Source organism: Humibacillus xanthopallidus (assembly GCF_006717145.1).
Taxonomy (GTDB): Bacteria; Actinomycetota; Actinomycetes; order Actinomycetales; family Dermatophilaceae; genus Humibacillus; species Humibacillus xanthopallidus.
Window position 1 is genome coordinate 94,805 of sequence record NZ_VFQF01000001.1, and the last position, 22,862, is coordinate 117,666.

Sequence of the window (22,862 nt, forward strand, 5' to 3'; positions counted from 1 at the left end):
CCCACGTGAGCACGTCCACCCAGCAGCCCCGACACCGGGTGGTGGTCATCGGTTCCGGATTCGGCGGGCTCTTCAGCACCCAGCGGCTGAAGCGCGCCGACGTCGACGTGACCATCATCGCCCGCACGACCCACCACCTCTTCCAGCCGCTGCTCTACCAGGTGGCGACCGGCATCCTCTCCGAGGGCGAGATCGCGCCCTCGACGCGTGAGGTGCTGCGCCGCCAGGACAACGCCACCGTCCTGCTCGGCGAGGTCACCGACATCGACCTCGAGGCACGCACGGTGACCCACTCCACCGTGGGGCGCGAGAGCGTCACGCCCTACGACACGCTGATCGTCGCGGCCGGCGCGGGCCAGTCCTACTTCGGCAACGACGAGTTCTCACGGCACGCACCCGGCATGAAGTCGATCGACGACGCCCTCGAGCTGCGCGGCCGCATCTTCGGGTCCTTCGAGCTCGCCGAGCTCGCCTCGACCCCGGCGGAGATCGACCGGCTCATGACCTTCGTCGTCGTCGGCGCCGGGCCGACCGGTGTCGAGATGGCCGGTCAGATCTCCGAGCTGGCACGGCGCACCCTCAAGCGCGACTTCCGCCGGATCGACCCGACCAAGGCCCGGGTCATCCTGCTCGACGCCGCTCCGGCCGTGCTCGGCTCGTTCGGCGAGAAGCTCGGCGACCGGGCCGTCAGCCGGCTCACCGAGATGGGGGTCGAGGTTCGACTCGGCGCCAAGGTCGTCGACGTCGACTCCACCGGCATCGAGGTCGAGCACCCCGACGGCACGCGCGAGCGCATCGAGTCGGTGTGCAAGGTGTGGGCTGCCGGTGTCAGCGCGTCGCCGCTCGGCCGGATCCTGGCCGAGCAGACCGGCGCGGAGGTCGACCGCGCCGGGCGCATCCAGGTGCAGGACGACCTCACCCTGCCGGGACACCCCGAGGTCTTCGTCGTCGGCGACATGATGGCCCTCAAGGGGCTGCCCGGTGTGGCGCAGGTGGCGATCCAGGGCGGGCGCTACGCCGCCGACCAGATCGTGCGCAGGCAGAAGGGGCAGGAGCCCAAGGGGCCCTTCGAGTACTTCGACAAGGGCTCCATGGCCACGATCTCGCGCTTCTCGGCCGTCGCCTCGGTCGGCAAGGCGCAGTTCAGCGGGTTCTTCGCGTGGATCCTCTGGCTCGCCGTGCACCTCGTCTACATCATCGGCTTCAAGCACCGCATCACGACCCTCATGCACTGGATCGTCACCTTCGTCGGACGTGGCCGGTCGGAGCGGGTGGTCACCGAGCAGCAGGTCTTCGCCCGGCAGGCGATCTCCGACCTCGGTGAGGAGTTCGCCCCGCAGCTGCCCCGTCTCGCCAAGGACCGGCCACACGAGTCGGGCCACCAGTCGGCCCACGAGTCGGGCCACGAGCCCGGCCAAGAGTCGTCAGACGAGGCTCACGGTGCGGCGAAGGACCTCGCTCCTGACGCTCTGACGGCGCAGGTGCGCCAGCCCGAGCCCCAGGTGCAGGGGGAGCGGGGGGCCTGAGGCCACCGGACGGCATACCGGCGCGGGTCGGGAGTCGTCAGCGGACATGACGGAGGGCAGGACGCGTGCGCGTCCTGCGCTCTGGTCGTGCGGTGCGTGACGTCAGGCGACGACGCGCTCGACCGCGGTGCCCAGCCGGGGGAGGGCGGCGACGACGTGCTCCTTCGCCTTGCCCCGCAGGGAGCCGTAGACCTTGGCGGCAGCGCCGTGCGAGGTGTTCGCGGCCTTGGCGTCGGTGACGGCGAGCAGCGCGTCGGCCGCGGCCTCGGGCTGGCTCGCGAGGTGCGCGCCGAAGGGCTGGTCGCCCTTCGTCGCCCAGAACGGGTCGAGTGCCGAGGCGAACTGCGGCAGGAGGCGGTCGGTCGCGCTCGAGACGAAGTCGCCGCCGAGCCGCTTGGCAGCCGCGTAGCCGGCCTTGACGGCCGCGCCGCCGAAGCCGGACTTGTCGGCGACCTCGGCGTCGATGACCTCGGTGAGGGCCGCGACGGCCGCCGGGCGGCGGGTCGGCTCGAGGAGGGCGTCGGACACGGTGGTGCTCACAGGGGTGCTCCTAGGAAGATATGTGGAGGGTGTCGGGAGGTGCTCGCGCGCCCGCGCGGACGGCGAGTACGGAGCATCCTCGCAGAGGCACTAAACTTCCAAGAACACCCCCACGAACCGGAGGACTACGTGAGTTCGCTCAAGGTTGAGATGGTTGCCGCCGACCGCAAGGTCTGGGAGGGAGAGGCGCGCTTCGTCCGCGCTCGCTCCATCTCCGGCGAGCTCGGCATCCTGCCCGGCCACACGCCCCTGCTCGGCATCCTCGTCGAGGGCGACGTGAGCATCGAGTCGGTCGACGGCCAGCGCCAGACGGTCACCGTCGACGGTGGGTTCCTCTCCGTGGACTCCGACGTGGTGACGATCGTCGCGGAGCACGTCGACGCCTCATCGCTGCAGGTCACGGGCAACTGAGGCCCGCGCGTGCCGTCCGCTCTCGTCTCCACCGAGATCGTGATCGGCACGCTCATCCTGGTCGCGGCGGTCGTGCTCGCCACGACCTACCTGCGCCGCCGCTACATCGCCGGTGGCCTGCCGCTGACGCTCTGTGCGATGCGCCCGGCCGGCACCGACCGCTGGCGCCTCGGGCTCATCAGGTTCGGCGACAACGCCCTCGAGTGGTTCACGCTCGGGGGCGTCTCGCTGCGCCCGCGCCACCGCTGGCTGCGGCAGCGCCTCCTGCTCGACGCCCCGGTGCGCCTCGTCGGGTCCGACGCGATCCCGCTGCTGCCGGACGCCTTCCGGGTGCCGTGCACCGACGGAGACGACGACTTCGAGCTCGCCCTCCAGGGGCCTGACTACACCGCACTGCGGTCCTGGCAGGAAGCCGCACCCCCGGGCTACAACGTCAACGTCGCCTGACGGCATACGGCAGTCGGGCTCACGGGCGCCTGCTGACTCCGCTCATCGCGCACACCGGGGTCAGGCGCCCCCCTGAGGCACGGTCGCACACCGTATGCCGTGTGCGACCGGCCCGCAGGTGTGTGGCTGGCGCTCTGGCTGGCTCTTCAGGCCCCCTCAGGGCGCCGGTTCACTCGCTGGCACTCTTGGCGCGCTTCGTCGGCTTCTCGACGCGGCCGCCGCCGGGCTGCCAGAGGATGTCGCCGCCGATCTGCTTGTTGGCGATCCGCGCGAGAATGAAGAGCAGGTCGGACAGGCGGTTGAGGTAGGTCGCGGTCAGCACGTTGATGCCGCCGACCCCCTTCTCGCCCGCGGGCTCGGTGCCGTGGTGCTCGATGGCCGCCCACGTCGCCCGCTCGGCGCGCCGCACGACGGTCGTCGCGACGTGCAGGTGGGCCGAGCCGGCGGTGCCGCCGGGCAGGATGAAGGAGCGCAGCTTCTCGACCTGCTCGAGGTAGTGGTCGCAGTCGTGCTCGAGGTCGTCGATCCAGGGCTGCTCGACGCGTAGGGGCGGGTAGTCGTAGCTCGTGCGCAAGGGCGTCGACAGGTCGGCCCCGACGTCGAAGAGCTCGTTCTGCACCCGCTTGAGGGTCGCGCGCACCTCGTCGGGCAGGTCGCCGCAGGCGAGGGCGACCCCGATGGCGGCGTTGGCCTCGTTGGTGTCGGCGTAGGCGTGCAGCCGCAGGTCGTTCTTGCTCGTGCGCGAGAAGTCGCCGAGGCTCGTCGTGCCGTCGTCGCCGGTGCGCGTGTAGATCCTCGTCAGGTTGACCATGGGGCCACTCTCTCACCAGCCCTCATCGGTAGGGTTGCCGGGTGAGAGAGCGCTTCCGTGTCGTGGGCGGGGCCCGGCTGTCGGGCGAGGTCGCCGTCGTCGGGGCCAAGAACAGCGCCCTCAAGCTGATGGCGGTGGCGCTGCTCGCGGCCGGCCGCACGACCCTGACCAACGTGCCCGCCATCGCCGACGTGGCGATCATGGCCGAGCTGCTCCGGCGGCTCGGCGTGACCGTCGACGACGACCCGCTGACCGGCACCGTCGTGCTCGACGTGCCCGAGGAGCTCGGTCACCGCGCCGACTACGAGCTCGTGCGGGCGCTGCGGGCCTCGATCTCGGTCCTCGGCCCGCTCGTGGCCCGCGTCGGGCTCGCCGACGTCGCGGTGCCAGGCGGCGACGCCATCGGCTCGCGCGGCCTCGACCTGCATGCGGCCGGACTCGAGGCGCTCGGGGCCACGGTCCACGTCACCCACGGCTACCTCGTCGCCGAGGCCCCGCACGGCCTGACGGGCGCCGACATCCGCCTCGACTTCCCGAGCGTGGGAGCGACCGAGAACGTCCTCACCGCCTCGGTGCTCGCCCGCGGCACGACGACGATCGACAACGTCGCCAAGGAGCCCGAGATCGTCGACATCGCCGAGATGCTCGTCTCGATGGGCGCCCGCATCGAGGGCGCCGGCACGTCACGCCTCGTCGTCCACGGTGTCGACCGGCTCCACCCGACACGGCACGCGGTCGTGCCCGACCGCATCGCGGCCGGCACGTGGGCCTTCGCCGCCGCGACGACCCGCGGCGACGTCGAGGTCGTCGGCGGTGTCGCCGACCACCTGCGCACGCCCCTCGCCGCGCTCGAGGCGGCCGGCTGCCACGTCGAGGTCACCGACCGCGGCTTCCGCGTGGCCGCCGACCGGCGCCCGCTCGCCTTCGACGTCGCGACGCTGCCCTACCCGGGCTTCCCGACCGACCTTCAGCCGTTCGCCCTCACCTACAACGTCGTCGCCGACGGCTCCGCGATGGTCACGGAGAACCTCTTCGAGGCCCGCTTCCGCACCGTGCAGGAGCTCGCGCGCCTCGGCGCCGACGCGCAGATCGACGGTCACCACGTCATGACGCACGGGGTGCCGCTGCTCTCCGGGGCGCCGGTCGAGAGCAGCGACATCCGCTCCGGGGCGGCCCTCGTCATCGCCGGGCTGGTCGCCGACGGTGAGACGCTCGTCAGCGGCGTCCACCACATCGACCGTGGCTACCCCCGCTTCGAGGAGGCCATGCGGGCGCTCGGCGCCGACGTCACGCGCGAGCCCGACGACCCCTGGTTCGAGTGACCCCGTCGCCCTCGTGACCGGCCCGTCCTCCCGCCCGTCGGCCCGCGCCCGCACCCTCCACTCAAGCGTCCGTATGCCGTCCGGCGGGCCCCAGCGGGACGGCATACCGCCCCGATCGCCTCCTCGGAGGCACTTCTTGGCGAGAAGTTCGTATTTTCTTGACCGATTCTTGACTCCGAGGGGCAACGTTCCGCCGCGCTGAGGCGTCATCATGGGTGACGGCACAGCGTTTGAGAGGGGTCAACATGACGCTGCACACCCACTGCAGGGGTCCGATCCGGGTGATCGACGCCCCGGACGGCCACGATGTCACCATCGAGGGGCGCCTCGACGTCCACTCCGTGCCCGACATCCGTGACGCGATCCACGCGGTCATCGTCGCCGGTGAGGGCGAGGTGCGCCTGCACGTCGGGAAGGCCGAGATCGGCGACGCCACGGGCCTCGGCGTCATCGTCCACCTGCACCGCCGCGCGACCCGGGCCGGGCGCCGCCTCGTCATCGTCGACGCGAGCGACCGCACGACCCGGCTGCTCCGGGCCTGCCGGCTCGAGCGCATCATCGCCCCCCGCCACCCGGTGGCCGCTGCCGCCCACCCGGCCACGCTGACTGTGGCGCCTCTCACCGCCTGAGCACCTGCCCACCACGGGTGGGCCGCACTACCGTCGAGCCATGTCTTCGACGGAGAGCATGCCGGTCCCGCGCGTCCACGTGACGCCCGATCGTCCCTGGGTCATGCGGACGTATGCCGGCCACTCCAGCGCCGCCGCGAGCAACGCTCTCTACCGCCGCAACCTCGACAAGGGCCAGACCGGCCTCTCGGTCGCCTTCGACCTGCCGACGCAGACGGGCTACGACCCCGACCACTCCCTGGCCCGCGGCGAGGTCGGCAAGGTCGGGGTGCCGATCAGCCACATCGGCGACATGGATGCGCTCTTCGCCGACATCCCCCTGCGCGAGATGAACACCTCGATGACGATCAACGCGACGGCGATGTGGTTGCTCGCGCTCTACCAGGTCGCCGCCGAGCGCCAGGCCGCTGCCGCGGGGGAGGACCCGGCGCAGTGGGTGCACGCCCTCGCCGGCACGACCCAGAACGACATCATCAAGGAGTACCTCTCGCGCGGGACCTACGTCTTCCCGCCGGCGCCCTCGCTGCGGCTCATCACCGACATGGTCGCCTACACGGTGCGCGAGATCCCGAAGTGGAACCCCATCAACATCTGCAGCTACCACCTCCAGGAGGCGGGGGCGACGCCGGTGCAGGAGATCGCCTACGCGATGTCGACGGCGGTCGCCGTGCTCGACGCGGTGCGCGACTCCGGGCAGGTGCCGCCGGAGGAGTTCGCGAGCGTCGTCGCGCGCATCTCCTTCTTCGTCAACGCCGGCGTGCGCTTCGTCGAGGAGATGTGCAAGATGCGCGCCTTCGTGCAGCTCTGGGACGAGCTGACGCGCGACCGCTACGGCGTGACGGACGACAAGGCCCGGCGCTTCCGCTACGGCGTGCAGGTCAACAGCCTCGGCCTCACCGAGGCGCAGCCCGAGAACAACGTCCAGCGCATCGTCCTAGAGATGCTCGCGGTCACCCTGTCCAAGGACGCGCGGGCCCGGGCGATCCAGCTGCCGGCGTGGAACGAGGCGCTGGGCCTGCCGCGCCCCTGGGACCAGCAGTGGAGCCTGCGCCTCCAGCAGGTGCTCGCCTACGAGTCCGACCTGCTGGAGTACGACGACCTCTTCACCGGGTCCGTCGTCGTCGAGCGCAAGGTCGCCGAGCTCGTCGAGGGCGCTCGCGCGGAGATGAACCGCATCGAGGAGATGGGCGGGGCCGTCGCGGCCGTCGAGTCGGGCTACATGAAGTCGGCCCTCGTGGCCTCCCACGCCGAGCGGCGCCGGCGCATCGAGTCGGGTGAGGCGGTCATCGTCGGTCTCAACCGCTTCGAGACGACCGAGCCCAACCCGCTCACAGCCGACCTCGAGACGGCCATCCAGACCGTCGACCCGGGGGTCGAGCGCGCGGCAGCCGACGCCGTGCGCGCCTGGCGCGAGCGTCGTGACTCCGACCCGGAGCGGCGTACCCGCGCCGTGGCGGCGCTCGAGCGCCTGCGGGCCGACGCGGCCTCCGGCGCCAACCTCGTGGCGGCCTCGGTCGAGTGCGCGCGCGCCGAGGTGACGACGGGGGAGTGGACGAGTGCCCTGCGCGAGGAGTTCGGCGAGTACCGCGCCCCCACGGGGGTCTCGGGGTCGGTGGGTGTCAGCGCCTCGGAGCCCGGTGACGCCCTCGGGCGGGTGCGTGACCTCGTGGCCCGCACCGGCGAGGAGCTCGGTGAGAAGCTGCGCATCCTCGTCGGCAAGCCCGGCCTCGACGGGCACAGCAACGGCGCGGAGCAGGTGGCCGTGCGGGCGCGCGACGCCGGCTTCGAGGTCGTCTACCAGGGCATCCGCCTGACGCCGGAGCAGATCGTCGCCGCCGCCGTGGCCGAGGACGTGCACCTCGTGGGCCTGTCGATCCTCAGCGGGTCGCACATGGAGCTCGTGCCCGAGGTCCTGCGGGGCCTGCGCGAGGCCGGGGCGGGCGACGTGCCCGTCATCGTCGGCGGCATCATCCCCGAGGGCGACGCCGCCGCCCTGCGCGCCGCCGGGGTCGCCATGGTCTTCACCCCCAAGGACTTCGGGCTCAACGACATCATGAGCGAGCTCGTCGGTGTGATCCGTCGCTCACGGGGTCTCGCGGATCTCGAGGTCGCGCCCGCCTGACCCGGCGTACGGTTCAAGGGTGAGCGATCTGCAGTGCGCCGCCCGGATCATCGTCGTCAACCCGCCGGGCCTCGGTGACGTCGCCTGGCTCGCCTCGTCGCTGGCCCGCGAGAAGGCCACCGCCGTGTATGCCGCCGACGACGTCCCCGACACCGGCCCCGTCGAGTCGCTCGCCGACGACCTCGGCGTGCCCTCGCACCTCGGCCATGGCGACCTCGCGGACGGCACGAGCGGCCTCGAGGAGATCGTCGACCGGCACCGCGGCGAGACCGCGGTCGTCGTGCGCGGCGGCGGCGCCGTGCAGCCCGTGCTCATACTCGTCGACGCCGACGGCCAGACGGTGTCGCCGCTGACCTGAGCGCGTGGCGTTGCGTCCGGGAGCCGCCTAGAAGAGGCGCGACTCGGCGTCGTCGATGCCCTTGAGGGCGTCGTAGTCGAGCACGACGCAGCGGATGCCGCGGTCCTCGGCGAGGGTGCGGGCCTGGGGCTTGATCTGCTGCGCGGCGAAGACCCCCGTCACGGGTGCGAGGTGCGGGTCGCGGTTCATCAGCTCGAGGTAGCGGGTCAGCTGCTCGACCCCGTCGATCTCGCCGCGGCGCTTGATCTCGACGGCGACGCTCGTGCCGCTCGAGTCCTTGGCGAGGATGTCGACCGGCCCGATGGCGGTCATGTACTCCCGGCGCACGAGCGACCAGCCGTGGCCGAGGGTGTGGATGTGCTCGGCGAGCAGGCGCTGCAGGTGCGCCTCGACCCCGTCCTTGACCAGGCCCGGGTCGACGCCGAGCTCGTGGGCCGAGTCGTGCACGACCTCGTGGATCAGCACCGTGAGACGGTCCTCGCTCTTGGCGTGCTGGACCCGCCACACCGCGACGACTCCCTCGGCCGTCTGGGTCTCGTCGGGCTCGACCTCGGCCATCGTGCACGGCGGCGACATCCAGTTGAGCGGCTTGTAGGAGCCCCCGTCGCTGTGCACGAGCACCGAGCCGTCGGCCTTGACGACGAGCAGCCGTGTCGCGAGGGGCAGGTGGGCGGTGAGGCGGCCGTCGTAGTCGACGCTGCAGCGGGCAATGACGAGACGCACGGCGACCACCCTAGATCACCCGAGAACGCCGCCGGTGCCAGCCGACCGGGGTGGGGAGCGTCACGCACCCAACGGGTGTGAGCGGCATACGGGCTCTGGGAGACTCCACGCATGGCTCGTGATTTCACCAAGGTCGGCGTGATCGGACTCGGCACCATGGGTGCCGGCATCGTGGAGGTCTTTGCCCGCAACGGCATCGACGTCGTCGCGGTCGAGGTGACCGACGCCGCGGTCGAGAAGGGGCGGGGCGTCCTGACGCACTCGACCGACCGCGCCGTCTCGCGGGGCAAGCTGAGCGAGCAGGACCGCGACGCCCTGCACAGCCGGGTGCAGTTCACGAGCGACATGGCCGACCTCAAGGAGTGCCAGCTCGTCGTCGAGGCGGTGCCCGAGCACCTCGACCTCAAGAAGGAGATCTTCGCGCGGCTCGACACGATCGTCTCCGACGACGCGATCCTCGCGACGAACACGAGCTCACTTCCCGTCACCGAGATCGCGGTCGCCACGATCAACCCCAAGCGCGTCGTCGGCATGCACTTCTTCAACCCGGCGCCGGTGCTCCAGTTCGTTGAGGTCATCAAGACCGTCATCACGAGCGACGAGATCTTCGAGGAGGTCAAGGCGCTCGCCGAGCGGCTCGGCAAGAAGCCGGTCATCGTCGGCGACAAGGCCGGCTTCATCGCCAACGCCCTGCTCTTCGGCTACCTCAACCACGCCGTGTCGATGTTCGAGAGCAAGTACGCGACGCGCGAGGACATCGACGCGGCGATGAAGCTCGGCTGCGGCTACCCCATGGGCCCGCTCGCCCTCATGGACCTCATCGGCCTCGACACCGCCTACGAGATCCTCGACACGATGTACAAGCAGGGCCGCGACCGCCTGCACGCGCCGACCCCGATCATCAAGCAGATGGTCAGCGCCGGCCTCAAGGGCCGCAAGAGCGGCCGCGGCTTCTACACGTATGCCGCCGCCGGCAGCTCGCAGGTCGTCGACGACGCGCTGACCCCCACGGCCGCCGCGGACGGCGCCACGGCGACCCGCCCGATCCGCACCGTCGGGGTGATCGGCTCCGGCACGATGGCGACCGGGATGGTCGAGGTCTTCGCCAAGGCCGGCCTCGACGTCGTCTTCGTCGCACGCAGCGAGGCCAAGGTCGACGCGGTGCGCGCCGGCGTCGAGAAGAGCCTCGACAAGGCGATCGCCCGGGGCAAGGCCACCGAGGAGCAGCGTGACGCGGCCCTGGCCCACCTGCGCGGCACGACGAGCCTCGAGGACCTCGCCGAGGTCGACCTCGTCGTCGAGGCCGTCGTCGAGGACCTCGCCGTCAAGCGCGAGCTCTTCGGCCGGCTCGACGAGATCTGCCGTCCCGGCGCGATCCTCGCGACGACGACGAGCTCGCTGCCCGTCGTCGAGTGCGCCGCAGCGACCTCGCGCCCCGAGGACGTCATCGGCATGCACTTCTTCAACCCGGCCCAGGTCATGCGCCTCGTCGAGGTCGTCCACACCGTCTCGACGGCCGCCGACGTCACCGCGACGGTGCAGCAGCTGTGCGCGACCATCGGCAAGCACCCCGTCACGTGCGGCGACCGCGCCGGCTTCATCGTCAACGCGCTGCTCTTCCCCTACCTCAACGACGCCGTGAAGATGCTCGAGGCGAACTACTCGACCGCCGACGACATCGACACGGCGATGAAGACCGGCTGCGGCCTGCCGATGGGTCCCTTCGAGCTGCTCGACGTCGTCGGTCTCGACGTGTCGCTCGCCATCGAGCGCGAGCTCTACCTCGAGTTCCGCGAGCGCGGCTACGCCCCGGCCCCGCTGCTCGAGCACCTCGTCACCGCCGGCTACCTCGGCCGCAAGACCGGTCGCGGCTTCCGCACCTACCCCTGACACCCGGCGGGGCGGCATACCCCGGCTGTGCCCGACAATGGGCTCATGCCGTCACGCCGTCGACCCAGCAAGCACGCCCGCGACCACGTGCCGCTCGACGTGACGCGCATCCAGGGCGGCGCCACGCGCGAGGAGTCGTATGCCGGTGGGCGCTGGACCGTCCGCTCCGTGACGGGGGCGTCGGCGACGCGGCCCTACCTGTGCCCCGGGTGCCAGCAGGACATCCCGCCCGGCCTGCCGCACGTCGTCGTGTGGCCCGCCGACGGGGTCGGGGGAGTGGGCGACCGGCGGCACTGGCACACCGGGTGCTGGCAGCGTCGTGACGCGCGGCCGCCCGGCAACGCCTACCGCTGAGCACCCGGCGGGGCGTCGAGGACGGGTGCGAGCTCGCGGGCCACGAGCCGCAGCGGAGCGGTGTCGCGGCGGGCGCGAGCCATGAGGATGGCACCTTCGAGGGCGCAGAGCATGAGCGTCGAGAGCGAGTCGGCCCGCCGGCGCGAGCGACCCATGTCGACCAGGGCCTCGGCGAGGGGGCGCCGCCAGGTCTCGAGAGCCGTGTCGGCGGCGCGCCGCACCGTCTCGTTGGTGTCGGCGCAGTCGACGACGGCCGCGGCGACGGGGCAGCCGCGGGCGAACTCGCGGGCGTCGAGGTCGGCCGCCCAGTCGTCGACGACGGCGGTGAAGAGGCGGCTCGGCGTCGGACGCCTCATCCGAGAGAGGTGCTCCCCGACGCGCGCCGCGGCCCAGGTGCCGGCCCAGTCGAGCGCCTCGGCGACGAGCTGGTCCTTGCCGCCCGGGAAGTAGTGCTGCAGCGACCCCCTCGGGGCGTCGGCGTCGATGACGACCTGCCGCAGGCCTGTCCCACTGACCCCTGCGCGCCGCAGGTGCTGGGCAGTCGCGTAGACCATGCGGTCGCGAGGACCGCGGGTGTCCGACGACATGTGACCTCCGAACTCTCTTTGTCACGTGAACTATGACAGTTGTCATAGTTCGATGACTACTATGACGAGTGTCATAGTAGTGAAGGGAGATTGGTGTGGAGTCCATGGTGGGTTTCATCGGGCTGGGGATCATGGGGCGACCCATGGCGGCCAACTTGGTTCGGGCGGGAGTGCCTCTGCGCGTGTGGAACCGGTCGCCAGCCGGCGCGGCGGCGCTGGCGGAGCTGGGGGCCGTCGTCGAGGACTCACCCGCGGCCGTCTTCGCGGCCAGCGACGTCGTGCTGCTCATGCTGGCCGATGAGCACGCTGTCGACGAGGTGCTGCACCGCGGGAGCGAGGCATTTGCCGCGATGGTTGCGGGCCGGACCGTCGTGCACCTCGGCACGACGTCTCCTGAGTTCTCGAGCGGGCTCGGGCGAGACGTCGAGGCCGCCGGCGGTGACTACGTCGAGGCCCCCGTCTCCGGCTCGCGCCTCCCCGCGGAGCGCGGGGAGCTCGTCGCGCTCGTGGCCGGAAGAGACGCGGCCGTGGACCGCATCGCCCCGCTCCTGGCGCCCATGTGCCGCGAGGTCGTGCGCTGTGGCTCCGTGCCCGCGGGCACGGGCACGAAGCTCGCGGTCAACCTCTACCTGTGCACCATGGTCGCCGGGCTCGCGGAGGCCTTCCACCTCGCCGAGCGGCTCGACCTCGACCTCGAGGTCTTCAGGCGTGCCCTCGACTCGGGGCCCATGGCCAGCGCCGTCTCGACCGTGAAGCTGGCGAAGCTCGTGGCGCGCGACTTCGACGCCCAGGCGGCGGTGCGCGACGTGCACACCAACACCCGCCTCATCGCGGCGGCCGCACGGTCCGTGGGGGCGTCGAGCCCGCTGCTCGACGCGACCCGCCGGCTCTTCCGCGAGACCGAGGACGCCGGCCTCGGGTCCCTCGACATGGCTGCGGTCGTCACCGCTCTCGAGACGAGGGCCGGCCCACCGTGATGGTGGGCCGGCCCTCGTCCTGTCGGGGTGCGGCCTACTGGCCTACTGGTCGCTGAAGCGGGTGATCTTCGGCAGGAGCGCCGCGCGCTTCTCCGGGTCCGTGACACCGAGGCCCGGCTCGGGCGAGAGCGTCAGCACGCCGACCTTGCCCTGGTGGGCGTTCTGGTGGACGTCGAGGGCGGCCTGCCCCACCTCGTCGAGCGTGTACGTCTTGCTCAGCGTCGGCTGGATGAGCCCGCGGTTGATGAGCTCGTTGGCCTCCCACGCCTCGCGGTAGTTGGCGAAGTGCGAGCTGACGATGCGCTTGAGGTTCATCCAGAGGTAGCGGTTGTCGTACTCGTGCATGTAGCCCGACGTCGAGGCGCACGTGACGATCGTGCCGCCCTTGCGCGCGACGTAGACGCTCGCGCCGAAGGTCTCGCGGCCCGGGTGCTCGAAGACGATGTCGACGTCGTAGCCGCCGGTCAGCTCACGGATCTTCTTGCCCAGACGCTGCCACTCCTTGGGGTTCTGGGCGGTGCCCTCGTCGTTCCAGAAGCGGTAGCCCTCGGCGTTGCGGTCGATGATGAGCTCGGCGCCCATCGCGCGGCAGATCTCGGCCTTCTCGGGGGAGGAGACGACGCAGATCGGCGTCGCCCCACCGGCGAGCGCCATCTGCGTGGCGTAGGAGCCGAGGCCGCCCGACGCGCCCCAGATGAGGACCCGGTCGCCGAGCTTCATCGCCGCGCCGTTCTTGGAGATGAGCTGCCGGTAGGCCGTCGAGTTGACGAGGCCGGGGGACGCCGCCTCCTCCCAGGTCAGGTGGGCAGGCTTGGGCATCAGCTGGTTCGCCTTGACGATGGCGAGCTCCGCGAGTCCGCCGAAGTTCGTCTCGAAGCCCCAGATGCGCTGCTGCGGGTCGAGCATCGTGTCGTTGTGGCCCTCGGCGTCCTCGAGCTCGACCGACAGGCAGTGGGCGACGACCTCGGTGCCCGGCTTCCACTTCGTCACGCCAGGCCCGGTGCGCAGGATGACGCCCGCGAGGTCGGAGCCGACGACGTGGTAGGGCAGGTCGTGGCGCTTGGCGAACTCCGACATCCGCCCGTAGCGCTCGAGGAACCCGAACGTCGAGACGGGCTCGAAGATCGAGGTCCACACGGTGTTGTAGTTGATGGCACTCGCCATCACCGCGACGAGCGCCTCGCCGGGCGCCAGCTCGGGCACCGGCACCTCGTCGATGTGGAGTGACTTGCGGGGATCCTTGTCGCGGGTGGCGAGTCCCTCGAACATCGTGACCTCGTCCTTGTGGACGGTCGCACCGCGATAGGTCGCGGGGATCTCGATGTTCGCGTAGGTCTCCTGGGTGCGGTCGCCGGAGAGGATGGCGTCGCGGATGGCCTGCATGGTGAAGGTCCTTCGGTCGCAGCGTCATTGGTCGTCGAAGTGGTGCGTACTGCCCCGAACGTAGCGAGGCGGTGTTGCCCCGGGCCGCTTCTGAGACCCCCACCACAGGGTGACCTGGGTCACCCGACGGCCCATGGGCTGACGGACCCCTACCCGTCGGTATGCCGGTGGGTCGCCCAGCATGGTGAAGGTGGAGTCAGACCGACCGACCGCCACGAGCGCGTATGCCGTCGGCTGGCCGTGCGTGGGTCAGGTGACGTCGCGTGGTCGTGGCGGTCCGTCCGGCCGGGGGCTACGGTCGGGCGGTGCGACCGAACCGGCTGGGCAGCGTGGCGTGGCTCGTGCAGCCGCTCTACGTCGCGGTCGAGCTCCTCGTCGCTGGTGTGGCGTCGGCGAGCTACAGCCTGCGCGACGACACGATCAGCGCTCTGGGCCAGCTGACCTGCGCTCCCGGCCACTCCGGCTCGACGGTCGTGGTGTGCTCGCCGGGCCACGTTGCGCTCAACGAGGCGTTCGTGGTCTTCGCGAGCCTCCGCGTACTGGGGGCCGTGCTGTTGCGCCCGTCCCTCGCCGAGGGGTGGGTGCGAGGCGCCGCGACAGCCCTCTGGGCCGTCTCCGGAATCTGCTCTGCGGCAGTCGGGTTCGTCCCCGTCGACCAGTGGCCGGGGCCGCATGCCCTCGTCGCTGCGCCGGTCTTCGCGCTGCAGCCGCTCGCGGTGCTCGCCACCGCTGCCGCGCTCCGGCGGACGCCGGGCTCAGTGCCCCGGTGGGTCGTCACGACCGGCGTCGCAGTCGCTGCGCTGACCGCAGCGGCCGCGGTCGCCTTCGGCCTTCGCCTGGGGGAGGCGACGTGGGTGGGCGGCCTCGAACGCCTGGCGTTGTGGCCGGCATACCTCTGGCTGGGTGTTGTCGGGGCGGCCCTGCTCAGCCGGCGGGGTCGCGTCAGTGGGCCGGGCTGACGGCGGGCTCCACGAGCTCGACGAGCACGCCGCCGGCGTCCTTGGGGTGGATGAAGTTGACCCGGCTGTCGCTCGTGCCGCGCTTGGGGTTCTCGTAGAGCAGCCGCAGGCCGCGCTCGCGCAGCGTCGCGCACACGGCGTCGATGTCGGCGACGCGGTAGGCGAGCTGCTGGATGCCGGGCCCGCTGCGGTCCAGGAACTTCGCGATGGTCGACTCGGGGGAGAGGGGGGCGAGGAGCTGGATGCACGAGCCGGAGTCGCCGACGGCCATCATCGCCTCGCGGACGCCCTGCTCCTCGTTGGTCTCCTCGTGGAGCAGCGTCATGCCGTACTTCTCCACGTAGAAGGCGATGGCGGCGTCGAGGTCAGGGACCGCGATGCCGACGTGGTCGATGTGGGTGAAGAGGGAGTCGCTCGTGCCGGTCATGGCCCCAGCCTAGGAGCGCAGGCACGGCCGAGTCAGGGCGTCGCCATGTGGCAAGGACCACGCACTCCTCTTATCACTTAAGGCAACAAGTGATAATCTGAGTCGGTGACCACGGACGACGCAGCGGGTGCCGCCGCTCGCTGGCCGGCGCTCAGTTTCGAGACGTTCGCCTGGGAGCCCGGTCCCGGCCTCGAGGGCGTCACGCGGGCCGAGCGCGCCGCGGTGGGTCGCCCGTATGCCGCGGCCGTCGTCCCCGAGATCTCCGGGCTCAGCCCGGCGCCCCGCCCCCAGGTCGTCGCCCAGGCGGAGGAGGCGGTGGCGGAGGTGCGGGCGTTCGACGCCGAGACCGACGAGCCGGGGTCACGGGGTCCCGGCGGACCCCCGGCGCTCGACGCGATCCTGCTCCGCAGCGAGTCGGCGTCGTCGTCGCAGATCGAGCAGCTGACCGCCTCGGCCCGCGCCGTCGCCGAGGCGGAGCTCACGGGCACCGGCAGGGGCAATGCTGCGGTCGTCGCGGCCAACGTCGACGCCATGACCGCGGCCATCGCGCTCGCCGACCGGCTCGACGCCGATGCCGTCCTGCGGATGCAGGCCGCCCTGCTCGGCGGCACGTCGCCGCACCTCGTCGGGTGGCGGGAGGAGCCGGTGTGGATCGGCGCCCCCGGAAGCACCCCGGTCACCGCCGAGTTCGTGCCGCCCCACCACACCCGGATCGAGGCGGCGATCGCCGACCTCGTCGACTTCATGGCCCGCGACGACCTGCCCGTGCTCATCCAGGCGGCCGTCGCCCACGCCCAGTTCGAGACGATCCACCCGTTCGCCGACGGCAACGGGCGCACGGGCCGCGCGCTCGTCCACGCCCTGCTCCGCGCCAAGGGCGTGACGCGGCACGTCACCGTGCCGGTGTCGGGGGGACTGCTCCACGACCGCGCGGGCTACGTCGCCGCGCTCGACGCATACCGCCGGGGTGAGATCGAGCCGATCGTCACGGCCTTCGCCCTGGCCGGTCTGCGGGCCGTCCAGCACGGGCGCACGATGCGCCGCCGCCTCGACGACGTGCGAGCCCAGTGGCGCCAGCGGGTGCGCGCCCGGTCGGACTCCGCGGTCTGGCGGCTGCTCGACGTCGTCGTCGCCCACCCGGTGCTCGACGCGGCCACGGCCGCCGCGGCGCTCGGCATCGCCGAGCCCAACGTGCACCGCCACTTGCGGGTGCTCACCGAGGCCGGCGTGCTCGTCGGGCGGCAGCACTACCCCGACCGGCGCACGCTGTGGCGCTCGCCCGACGTGCTCGGGGTGCTCGACGACTATGCCGCCGACGTCGGGCGGCGCTCGCGCTGATCCTCTGACGAGGCTGACGCGGCCGTCTCTGCCGTCTCGGCCGTATGCCGTGTGCGCTTGGTCATGCTGCGGGCGGGCGTGTCAGGGGCCGCTACTACAGTGTCACCGACATCCCCAATGACGTCGGAAGAGGCTGTTCCATGAGTGCTGACCGTCCCACCTCCGTGATCGTCGCAGGAGCCAGGACCCCGATGGGGCGCCTGCTCGGCTCGCTCAAGGACTTCTCCGGAGCGGACCTCGGTGGCGTCGCCATCAAGGGCGCGCTCGAGAAGGCGGGCGTCGCCCCCGAGCAGGTCGACTACGTCATCATGGGCCAGGTGCTGCAGGCCGGCGCGGGCCAGATCCCGGCTCGTCAGGCCGCCCACGCCGCCGGCATCCCCATGACGGTGCCCGCCCTGACGATCAACAAGGTGTGCCTCTCGGGCATCAACGCGATCGCCATGGCCGACCAGCTCATCCGCGCGGGCGAGTTCGAGATCGTCGTCGCCGGTGGCCAGGAGTCGATGACCAACGCGCCGCACCTCATGACGAAGTCGCGCGAGGGCTACAAGTACGGCGACGTGACGATGCGCGACCACATGGCCTTCGACGGTCTCTGGGACGCCTTCACCGACCAGGCGATGGGGTTGCTCACCGAGCAGGCCAACACCGGCGAGCAGGCCTTCACCCGTGAGGAGCAGGACGAGTTCTCCGCGCGCAGCCACCAGCTCGCGGCCAAGGCGTGGAAGGATGGCCTCTTCGACGACGAGGTCGTCTCGGTGAGCATCCCGCAGCGCAAGGGCGACCCGATCGAGTTCAAGACCGACGAGGGCATCCGCGCCGACACGACGTCGGCCTCGCTGGGTGCGCTCCGTCCGGCCTTCAGCAAGGACGGCACGATCACGGCCGGCTCGGCCTCGCAGATCTCCGACGGCGCCGCGGCCGTCGTCGTCATGAGCAAGGCCAAGGCCGAGGAGCTCGGCCTCACCTGGCTCGCCGAGATCGGCGCCCACGGTGTCGTCGCCGGGCCCGACTCGACCCTCCAGCAGCAGCCCGCCCGGGCGATCGCCCGGGCCTGCGAGCGCGAGGGCATCACCCCGGCAGACCTCGACCTCATCGAGATCAACGAGGCCTTCGCGGCCGTCGGCCTCGCCTCGGCCAAGGAGCTCGGCATCGACGTCGACAAGGTCAACGTCAACGGCGGTGCCATCGCCCTCGGCCACCCGATCGGCATGTCTGGCGCTCGCATCGCCCTGCACCTCGCACTCGAGCTCAAGCGTCGTGGTGGTGGTGTCGGCGCGGCGGCCCTCTGCGGCGGCGGCGGTCAGGGTGATGCCCTCATCGTCCGCGTGCCGGCTTCGGCCTGACCCGCGCACGGCTGAGTTCGCTTGGTGCGCCGCGCAGTCGACGTCCCCGCCCTGGTCGAGTCGGCCCGGGCGGGGTCTCCGCGCGCCGTCGCGCGCCTCATCTCCCTCGTCGAGGACGGCCACCCGGCCCTGCGTGAGGTGATGGCCGCGCTGGCACCGCACAGCGGGTCGGCCTACGTCATCGGGATCACCGGCTCGCCCGGAGTGGGCAAGTCGACCTCGACGACGGCGCTCGTCGGCGCCTTCCGCGAGCAGCGCCTGCGCGTCGGGGTGCTCGCGGTCGACCCGAGCTCGCCCTTCTCGGGCGGCGCACTGCTCGGCGACCGGGTGCGCATGCAGGACCACGCGCTCGACCCCGAGGTCTACATCCGCTCGATGGCCTCGCGCGGGCACCTCGGCGGCCTGTCGTGGACGACCCCCCAGGCGATCCGGGTGCTCGATGCCGCAGGCTGCGACGTCGTGCTCGTCGAGACCGTGGGCGTCGGGCAGTCGGAGGTCGAGATCGCCGGCCTCGCCGACACCTCGATCGTGCTGCTCGCGCCGGGCATGGGCGACGGCATCCAGGCAGCCAAGGCGGGCATCCTCGAGATCGGCGACGTCTTCGTCGTCAACAAGGCCGACCGTGACGGCGCTGACGCCACGGTGCGCGACCTGCGCCACATGATCTCGCTCGGCGACCGCTCCGAGCCCGGGCTGTGGCGACCCCCCGTCGTCAAGACCGTGGCCTCGCAGAAGGTCGGCCTCGACGAGGTGATGGAGGCACTCGACAAGCACCGCGCCTTCATCGCCGAGAGTGGCGAGCTCGTCCGCCGGCGCGAGCGGCGGGCTGCCGACGAGATCGAGTCAATCGCTTTGGCAGCGTTGCGCGCCCGCTTCGGTCACGTCGCGGGGCACCATGGGCTCGGCGCGCTCGCGCGTCGAGTCGTCGCAGGCGAGATCGACCCGTATGCCGCGGCCGACCGTCTCGTCGACCGACTCGAGGTCTGAGTCCTCCGCGTCAGCCGCGCGGCCGGAGCGCGTAAATGCGTTGTCGTGACCGGCGCCGTGGTGTCACCGTCGAGTCATGGACATCATCCCGCTCGACCGTGACGACGACGTCATGCTCAAGGAGATCTTCGGGGTCGCCTGCCGCAGCGAGGCCGTCTCGCGCGTGCAGCCGATCCAGCGCACCGAGGAGGAGTTCCTCAAGATGGTGCGCTTCGACTTCCCCGGCGAACGCGAGGAGGGCGCCGTCGCGATGGTCGACGGCTCGCCTGCGGGCTGGGCACGGGTCTTCTTCCCAGAGCGCGACAACCTCGACAAGTGCTGGACCCAGCTCGAGGTCGACCCGCAGCACCGCGGGGAGGGCCTCGGCTCGGCGCTCGTGACCTGGACGGAGGAGCGGGCCCGCGCCGCGAAGCGCGACATGCTCCTCACCGAGGTGTTCGTGCCCGTCGGCGCCCGCGAGTCGCACGCCGACCGCGAGTTCGCCCTGCGCCGGGGGTATGCCGTGTCGAGCGTCGAGATCGTCCGCTCGCTCCCGCTGCCCGTCGACCGCGACGCGGTGGCCCGGCACCAGGAGCGGGCCAGCGAGGCCATGGGCGACGCCTACGAGCTCAGCGTGCACGTCAACGGCGTGCCGCACGAGCTGCGCCAGGGCGTCTGCGACGCCTCGAACCGGCTCATCCTCGACGCCCCGACGGGCGACGTGGAGTTCGAGCCGGAGTCGATGACGGTCGAGGACTACCAGGTGATGCTCGACCAGCAGCGCGACGCGGGCCGCACGATCATCACGACCGTCGCCCTGCACCGCGAGACGGGGGCCGTTGCCGCCTACACCGATCTCGTCATGCCGAGTGGTGACCCGCACATCGTCTTCCAGTGGGGCACGCTCGTGCTGCCCGAGCACCGCGGCCACCGCCTGGGTATGGCGGTGAAGATCGCCAACCTCGAGGAGCTCACGCGCCTGGCCCCGGAGCGTCGCACGGTGCAGACGATGAACGACGAGCAGAACCCGTGGATGGTCGAGATCAACAAGGACCTCGGCTTCGAGATCATCGAGGAAGCCCTGACGATGAAGACGGCCTTCTGAGAGGCACTCGAAGGGTGGCTCGGGTGCGGGTCGAGCGGGCTACGACGGGGCCACGACGAGACCGGGGGCGGCCGACCGAGGACGGTCGGGGCGGCATACGGTGGGCTCATGCTGATCGCCTTCTCCGTCGCCCCCACGGTTGCCGCCGATGACACGGGGTCGGTGAGCGATGCCGTGGCGCGTGCGATCCGGGTCGTGCGCGACTCCGGGCTGCCGCACCGCACCGACGCCATGTTCACGACGATCGAGGGGGGGTGGGACGAGTGCATGGCTGTCGTGAAGCAGTGCTGCGACGTGCTGGCGCAGAGCTCGCCGCGTGTCGGGCTCGTGCTCAAGGCCGACATCCGGCCCGGCTTCACCGGAGAGCTCGATGCCAAGCTCGAGCGCCTCGAGGACGCCTTGGGCCGCCAGCAGGCTGACTGAGCCTCGTGAGTCGCCTGAGCCTCGTGAGTCGCTGAGCCACTGGGCCGGCAGTTTGGGCGGCCGAACGTGACCGGTCTGACAGGCGGCCGCACTCGCCGCCGCGGAACCTCCCGGTTCGTCCGTTCTGCGGGCGGTGTTGTGGAGCCGAGCCGGCCTCTGGCGATTGGGGAAGGCGGGCCCACCGTGCGTATCGTGGATGGCGGTTCGCCCTCTCCCGAGGGTGTGCCAACCCCCTGTGTCACCACGAAAGGCCTTCTTCATGCCCCGCTCCGCGACCCGTCGCCGCGCCTTCGCGGCCGCTCTGGCCTGTGCCGCGATGCTCAGCGCCTGCACCGGGAACGCCGACGACGGCCCTGACGGCGGTGCAGCGACCGCCACGCCCGTCGTGGCCCCGTCAGCCGCTGACAGCTCCGCCCAGTCCGCCGTGAGCGCTGCAGTGGCAGCATCCACCGACGTGACTGCCGCCGGCGCCGCAGCGCGGGCCAAGGCCTTCACCGGTTCCGCGCTCGTGTCGGCGAACGCCGCCGCGAAGATGCTGCCCGGCCGCACCGCGGGCGAGAAGGCCGATGCCGAGGTGTCGACCGAGGGCGTCAAGGTGCTCGCCGTGTCGCGTGCCGGCGACACGCCCGCCCAGATCCTCGCCCAGACGACGCTGAAGAAGACGGGCGCCCCGGTGCTCGTCCTGCTGACGGCGAAGACCCCGGCCGGTCCCTACCAGGTGGCCGCTCTCACGCCGGTCCTGCCGAGCGCGAAGATCGACTCGTTCGACCCGACGATCGACGGCTCGCCCGCGATCGGCAACGGCAAGGGTCTGGCCGCCACGCCCGATGAGGTCGTGGCCTCCTTCGCCGACTCCGTGCGCTTCCCCGGCCCGGCGACCTCCAAGCTGCTCGCCGTCGACCCGTTCACCGAGCAGCTGCGGCAGTCAGCGAGCGCCCAGTCGCAGGCGCTCAACAACCAGGGCACCTTCACGCAGAGCTGGACCCCCAAGGACGTCATCGGCGGGGTTCGCCTCAAGGACGGCCAGGGCGCCATCGTCTTCGCCGACCTCGAGCGCCACGACGCGATCGCGATGCGCACGCCGCAGAAGCTCACTCCCGACAAGGAGCTGACGCTGCTGACCGGCATCAAGCAGATCACCTCCGAGGCCAAGCTGACGTCCAACGAGATCATCGCGATCGTCATCCCGGCGAGCGGCCAGTCCCGTGTGGTGGCCGCCTCGGACCAGATCGTCGCCGGGTCGGGTCGGTGAGGCAGGATTGACCTATGAGTCACCAGCCATTCACCGCAGCGGCGCTGCGCGGTGCCGTCGACCTGTCCTCGCTCAAGCGGCCGGCCCCGCCGGCTGGCCCCGCATCCGGCGCGGACGCCACCTCGACGGCCGGTGCGTCCGGCGTCGTCATCGAGGGTACTGACGCCTCGATCGGCGAGCTCGTCAGGCCCACCGTCCCCTACCCCGTGGTCATGGTGCTGTGGTCGCCCCGGCTCAAGGAGTCGGCCGACTTCGTGGCCACCTTCGGCGCCGTCGCAAGGCGGTATGCCGGCCGCTTCCAGCTCGTGACCGTCGACGTCGACGCCAACCCCGCCATCCTCCAGGCGTTCCAGGTCCAGGCCGTGCCGGTGAGCTTCGCGTTCCTCCAGGGCCAGCCGGTGCCGCTCTTCGAGGGCGCGCAGCCCGAGGCACAGATCACGGGTGTCATCGACCAGGTGCTCGCGCTCGCCGCGCAGAACGGGGTGACGGGCACCGTCGCGGGCGCCGATGCTGCCGGGGACGCGGCGGAGGTGGCCGACGAACCGCCGCTGCCGCCCCTCCACCAGCAGGCCTACGACGCCATCGAGGCCGGCGACCTCGACGGCGCCGCCGCGGCCTACCGCGAGGCGCTCGCGCAGAGCCCAGCCGACACCGACGCCAAGCTCGGCCTGGCGCAGGTGGGTCTCATGCAGCGCACGGCCGGCGTCGACCTGCAGGCCGCCCGCGCGGCCGCGGCGGCCGACCCGGCCGACGTCGACGCCCAGATCGTCGTCGCCGACCTCGACCTGCTCGGCGGCCACGTCGAGGACGCCTTCGTGCGCCTCATCGACACCGTGCGGATCACCGCCGACACCGACCGCAACAAGGCCCGCGAGCACCTCGTCGAGCTCTTCGAGGTCATCGGCACCGGCGACGAGCGAGTCGTCAAGGCCCGCAAGTCCCTCATGAGCGCCCTCTTCTGACCGA

At 71.6% G+C, this 22,862-nt stretch carries 24 protein-coding genes; 18 read left to right on the forward strand and 6 right to left on the reverse strand.

Going from position 1 to position 22,862, the window contains the following annotated elements:
* The first annotated feature begins 5 nt into the window (after positions 1 to 5).
* Positions 6 to 1,526, forward strand: a complete 1,521-nt coding sequence (locus tag FHX52_RS00390) for an NAD(P)/FAD-dependent oxidoreductase (protein WP_141818944.1) — start codon at positions 6 to 8, stop codon at positions 1,524 to 1,526.
* A 102-nt stretch (positions 1,527 to 1,628) separates the two neighbouring features.
* Here the strand turns inward: FHX52_RS00390 and FHX52_RS00395 are convergent, their stop codons facing one another.
* On the reverse strand, positions 1,629 to 2,066 hold the full coding sequence (locus FHX52_RS00395) for a DUF6918 family protein (RefSeq protein WP_246069543.1): 438 nt from the start codon (positions 2,064 to 2,066) through the stop codon (positions 1,629 to 1,631).
* Between the two features lie 129 nt (positions 2,067 to 2,195).
* Between FHX52_RS00395 and FHX52_RS00400 the strand changes: the two genes are divergently transcribed.
* Positions 2,196 to 2,477 carry a F0F1 ATP synthase subunit epsilon gene (locus FHX52_RS00400; RefSeq protein ID WP_141818946.1) on the forward strand — a complete coding sequence of 94 codons (282 nt, stop codon included), beginning with the start codon at positions 2,196 to 2,198 and terminating at the stop codon, positions 2,475 to 2,477.
* A gap of 9 nt (positions 2,478 to 2,486) precedes the next feature.
* Positions 2,487 to 2,924 carry a DUF2550 domain-containing protein gene (locus FHX52_RS00405; protein WP_141818948.1) on the forward strand — a complete coding sequence of 146 codons (438 nt, stop codon included), beginning with the start codon at positions 2,487 to 2,489 and terminating at the stop codon, positions 2,922 to 2,924.
* Between the two features lie 169 nt (positions 2,925 to 3,093).
* On the opposite strand, the gene FHX52_RS00410 is transcribed toward FHX52_RS00405, so the two are convergent.
* Complete coding sequence (locus FHX52_RS00410) at positions 3,094 to 3,735, reverse strand: cob(I)yrinic acid a,c-diamide adenosyltransferase (RefSeq protein ID WP_141818951.1); 642 nt, start codon at positions 3,733 to 3,735, stop codon at positions 3,094 to 3,096.
* Positions 3,736 to 3,776: 41 nt separating this feature from the next.
* On the opposite strand from FHX52_RS00410, the gene murA reads away from it, so the two are divergent.
* The 4 genes from murA to FHX52_RS00430 all read left to right on the forward strand — a co-directional run bounded on the left by murA (position 3,777) and on the right by FHX52_RS00430 (position 8,166).
* A complete protein-coding gene (gene murA / locus FHX52_RS00415) occupies positions 3,777 to 5,057 on the forward strand; it encodes a UDP-N-acetylglucosamine 1-carboxyvinyltransferase (RefSeq protein WP_141818953.1) in 1,281 nt (426 codons plus the stop codon).
* Between the two features lie 245 nt (positions 5,058 to 5,302).
* Positions 5,303 to 5,686: an STAS domain-containing protein gene (locus FHX52_RS00420; protein WP_246069544.1), complete on the forward strand. Its 384-nt coding sequence runs from the start codon at positions 5,303 to 5,305 to the stop codon at positions 5,684 to 5,686.
* 103 nt (positions 5,687 to 5,789) lie between these two features.
* Complete coding sequence (locus FHX52_RS00425) at positions 5,790 to 7,808, forward strand: protein meaA (protein ID WP_246069830.1); 2,019 nt, start codon at positions 5,790 to 5,792, stop codon at positions 7,806 to 7,808.
* Positions 7,809 to 7,827: 19 nt separating this feature from the next.
* A complete protein-coding gene (locus FHX52_RS00430; RefSeq protein ID WP_141818955.1) occupies positions 7,828 to 8,166 on the forward strand; it encodes a hypothetical protein in 339 nt (112 codons plus the stop codon).
* A 27-nt stretch (positions 8,167 to 8,193) separates the two neighbouring features.
* Here FHX52_RS00430 and nucS read toward each other — a convergent pair whose 3' ends face one another.
* Complete coding sequence (nucS, locus tag FHX52_RS00435) at positions 8,194 to 8,889, reverse strand: endonuclease NucS (RefSeq protein WP_141818957.1); 696 nt, start codon at positions 8,887 to 8,889, stop codon at positions 8,194 to 8,196.
* A 111-nt stretch (positions 8,890 to 9,000) separates the two neighbouring features.
* Here nucS and FHX52_RS00440 point away from each other — a divergent pair, with 111 nt between their 5' ends.
* Together FHX52_RS00440 and FHX52_RS00445 are read left to right on the forward strand one after the other, a co-directional pair.
* Positions 9,001 to 10,779, forward strand: a complete 1,779-nt coding sequence (locus FHX52_RS00440; protein WP_141818959.1) for a 3-hydroxyacyl-CoA dehydrogenase family protein — start codon at positions 9,001 to 9,003, stop codon at positions 10,777 to 10,779.
* A 45-nt stretch (positions 10,780 to 10,824) separates the two neighbouring features.
* Positions 10,825 to 11,133, forward strand: a complete 309-nt coding sequence (locus FHX52_RS00445; RefSeq protein WP_141818961.1) for a hypothetical protein — start codon at positions 10,825 to 10,827, stop codon at positions 11,131 to 11,133.
* Here the strand turns inward: FHX52_RS00445 and FHX52_RS00450 are convergent.
* Positions 11,124 to 11,720, reverse strand: a complete 597-nt coding sequence (locus tag FHX52_RS00450) for an LmrA/YxaF family transcription factor (protein ID WP_141818963.1) — start codon at positions 11,718 to 11,720, stop codon at positions 11,124 to 11,126. The two genes, FHX52_RS00445 and FHX52_RS00450, sit on opposite strands and share 10 nt — an antisense overlap.
* A 104-nt stretch (positions 11,721 to 11,824) precedes the next feature.
* On the opposite strand from FHX52_RS00450, the gene FHX52_RS00455 reads away from it, so the two are divergent.
* On the forward strand, positions 11,825 to 12,697 hold the full coding sequence (locus FHX52_RS00455) for an NAD(P)-dependent oxidoreductase (protein WP_141821947.1): 873 nt from the start codon (positions 11,825 to 11,827) through the stop codon (positions 12,695 to 12,697).
* A 42-nt stretch (positions 12,698 to 12,739) separates the two neighbouring features.
* Here the strand turns inward: FHX52_RS00455 and ccrA are convergent, their stop codons facing one another.
* The gene (gene ccrA, locus FHX52_RS00460; protein WP_141818965.1) at positions 12,740 to 14,080 is read right to left on the reverse strand and encodes a crotonyl-CoA carboxylase/reductase; all 1,341 of its coding nucleotides are present in this window, start codon (positions 14,078 to 14,080) and stop codon (positions 12,740 to 12,742) included.
* 305 nt (positions 14,081 to 14,385) lie between these two features.
* Here ccrA and FHX52_RS00465 point away from each other — a divergent pair, with 305 nt between their 5' ends.
* Positions 14,386 to 15,039, forward strand: coding sequence for a DUF998 domain-containing protein (locus tag FHX52_RS00465; protein WP_185747019.1), 654 nt, complete (start codon positions 14,386 to 14,388; stop codon positions 15,037 to 15,039).
* On the opposite strand, the gene mce is transcribed toward FHX52_RS00465, so the two are convergent.
* Positions 15,023 to 15,466 carry a methylmalonyl-CoA epimerase gene (mce, locus tag FHX52_RS00470; RefSeq protein WP_141818969.1) on the reverse strand — a complete coding sequence of 148 codons (444 nt, stop codon included), beginning with the start codon at positions 15,464 to 15,466 and terminating at the stop codon, positions 15,023 to 15,025. The genes FHX52_RS00465 and mce overlap by 17 nt on opposite strands.
* Before the next feature lie 105 nt (positions 15,467 to 15,571).
* On the opposite strand from mce, the gene FHX52_RS24505 reads away from it, so the two are divergent.
* The 7 genes from FHX52_RS24505 to FHX52_RS00505 all read left to right on the forward strand — a co-directional run bounded on the left by FHX52_RS24505 (position 15,572) and on the right by FHX52_RS00505 (position 22,858).
* The gene (locus FHX52_RS24505) at positions 15,572 to 16,804 is read left to right on the forward strand and encodes a Fic family protein (RefSeq protein WP_141818971.1); all 1,233 of its coding nucleotides are present in this window, start codon (positions 15,572 to 15,574) and stop codon (positions 16,802 to 16,804) included.
* A gap of 140 nt (positions 16,805 to 16,944) precedes the next feature.
* A complete protein-coding gene (locus tag FHX52_RS00480) occupies positions 16,945 to 18,150 on the forward strand; it encodes an acetyl-CoA C-acetyltransferase (RefSeq protein ID WP_141818973.1) in 1,206 nt (401 codons plus the stop codon).
* 21 nt (positions 18,151 to 18,171) lie between these two features.
* Positions 18,172 to 19,137 (forward strand): methylmalonyl Co-A mutase-associated GTPase MeaB, encoded by a 966-nt coding sequence (gene meaB, locus FHX52_RS00485; protein WP_141818975.1) that lies wholly within the window; start codon positions 18,172 to 18,174, stop codon positions 19,135 to 19,137.
* Positions 19,138 to 19,213: 76 nt separating this feature from the next.
* Positions 19,214 to 20,221, forward strand: coding sequence for a GNAT family N-acetyltransferase (locus FHX52_RS00490; RefSeq protein ID WP_141818977.1), 1,008 nt, complete (start codon positions 19,214 to 19,216; stop codon positions 20,219 to 20,221).
* A gap of 108 nt (positions 20,222 to 20,329) precedes the next feature.
* Complete coding sequence (locus FHX52_RS00495; protein WP_141818979.1) at positions 20,330 to 20,644, forward strand: thiamine-binding protein; 315 nt, start codon at positions 20,330 to 20,332, stop codon at positions 20,642 to 20,644.
* A gap of 259 nt (positions 20,645 to 20,903) precedes the next feature.
* Positions 20,904 to 21,896 carry a hypothetical protein gene (locus FHX52_RS00500; RefSeq protein ID WP_246069545.1) on the forward strand — a complete coding sequence of 331 codons (993 nt, stop codon included), beginning with the start codon at positions 20,904 to 20,906 and terminating at the stop codon, positions 21,894 to 21,896.
* Positions 21,897 to 21,910: 14 nt separating this feature from the next.
* A complete protein-coding gene (locus FHX52_RS00505; protein WP_141818981.1) occupies positions 21,911 to 22,858 on the forward strand; it encodes a tetratricopeptide repeat protein in 948 nt (315 codons plus the stop codon).
* The last annotated feature ends 4 nt before the right edge of the window (positions 22,859 to 22,862 follow it).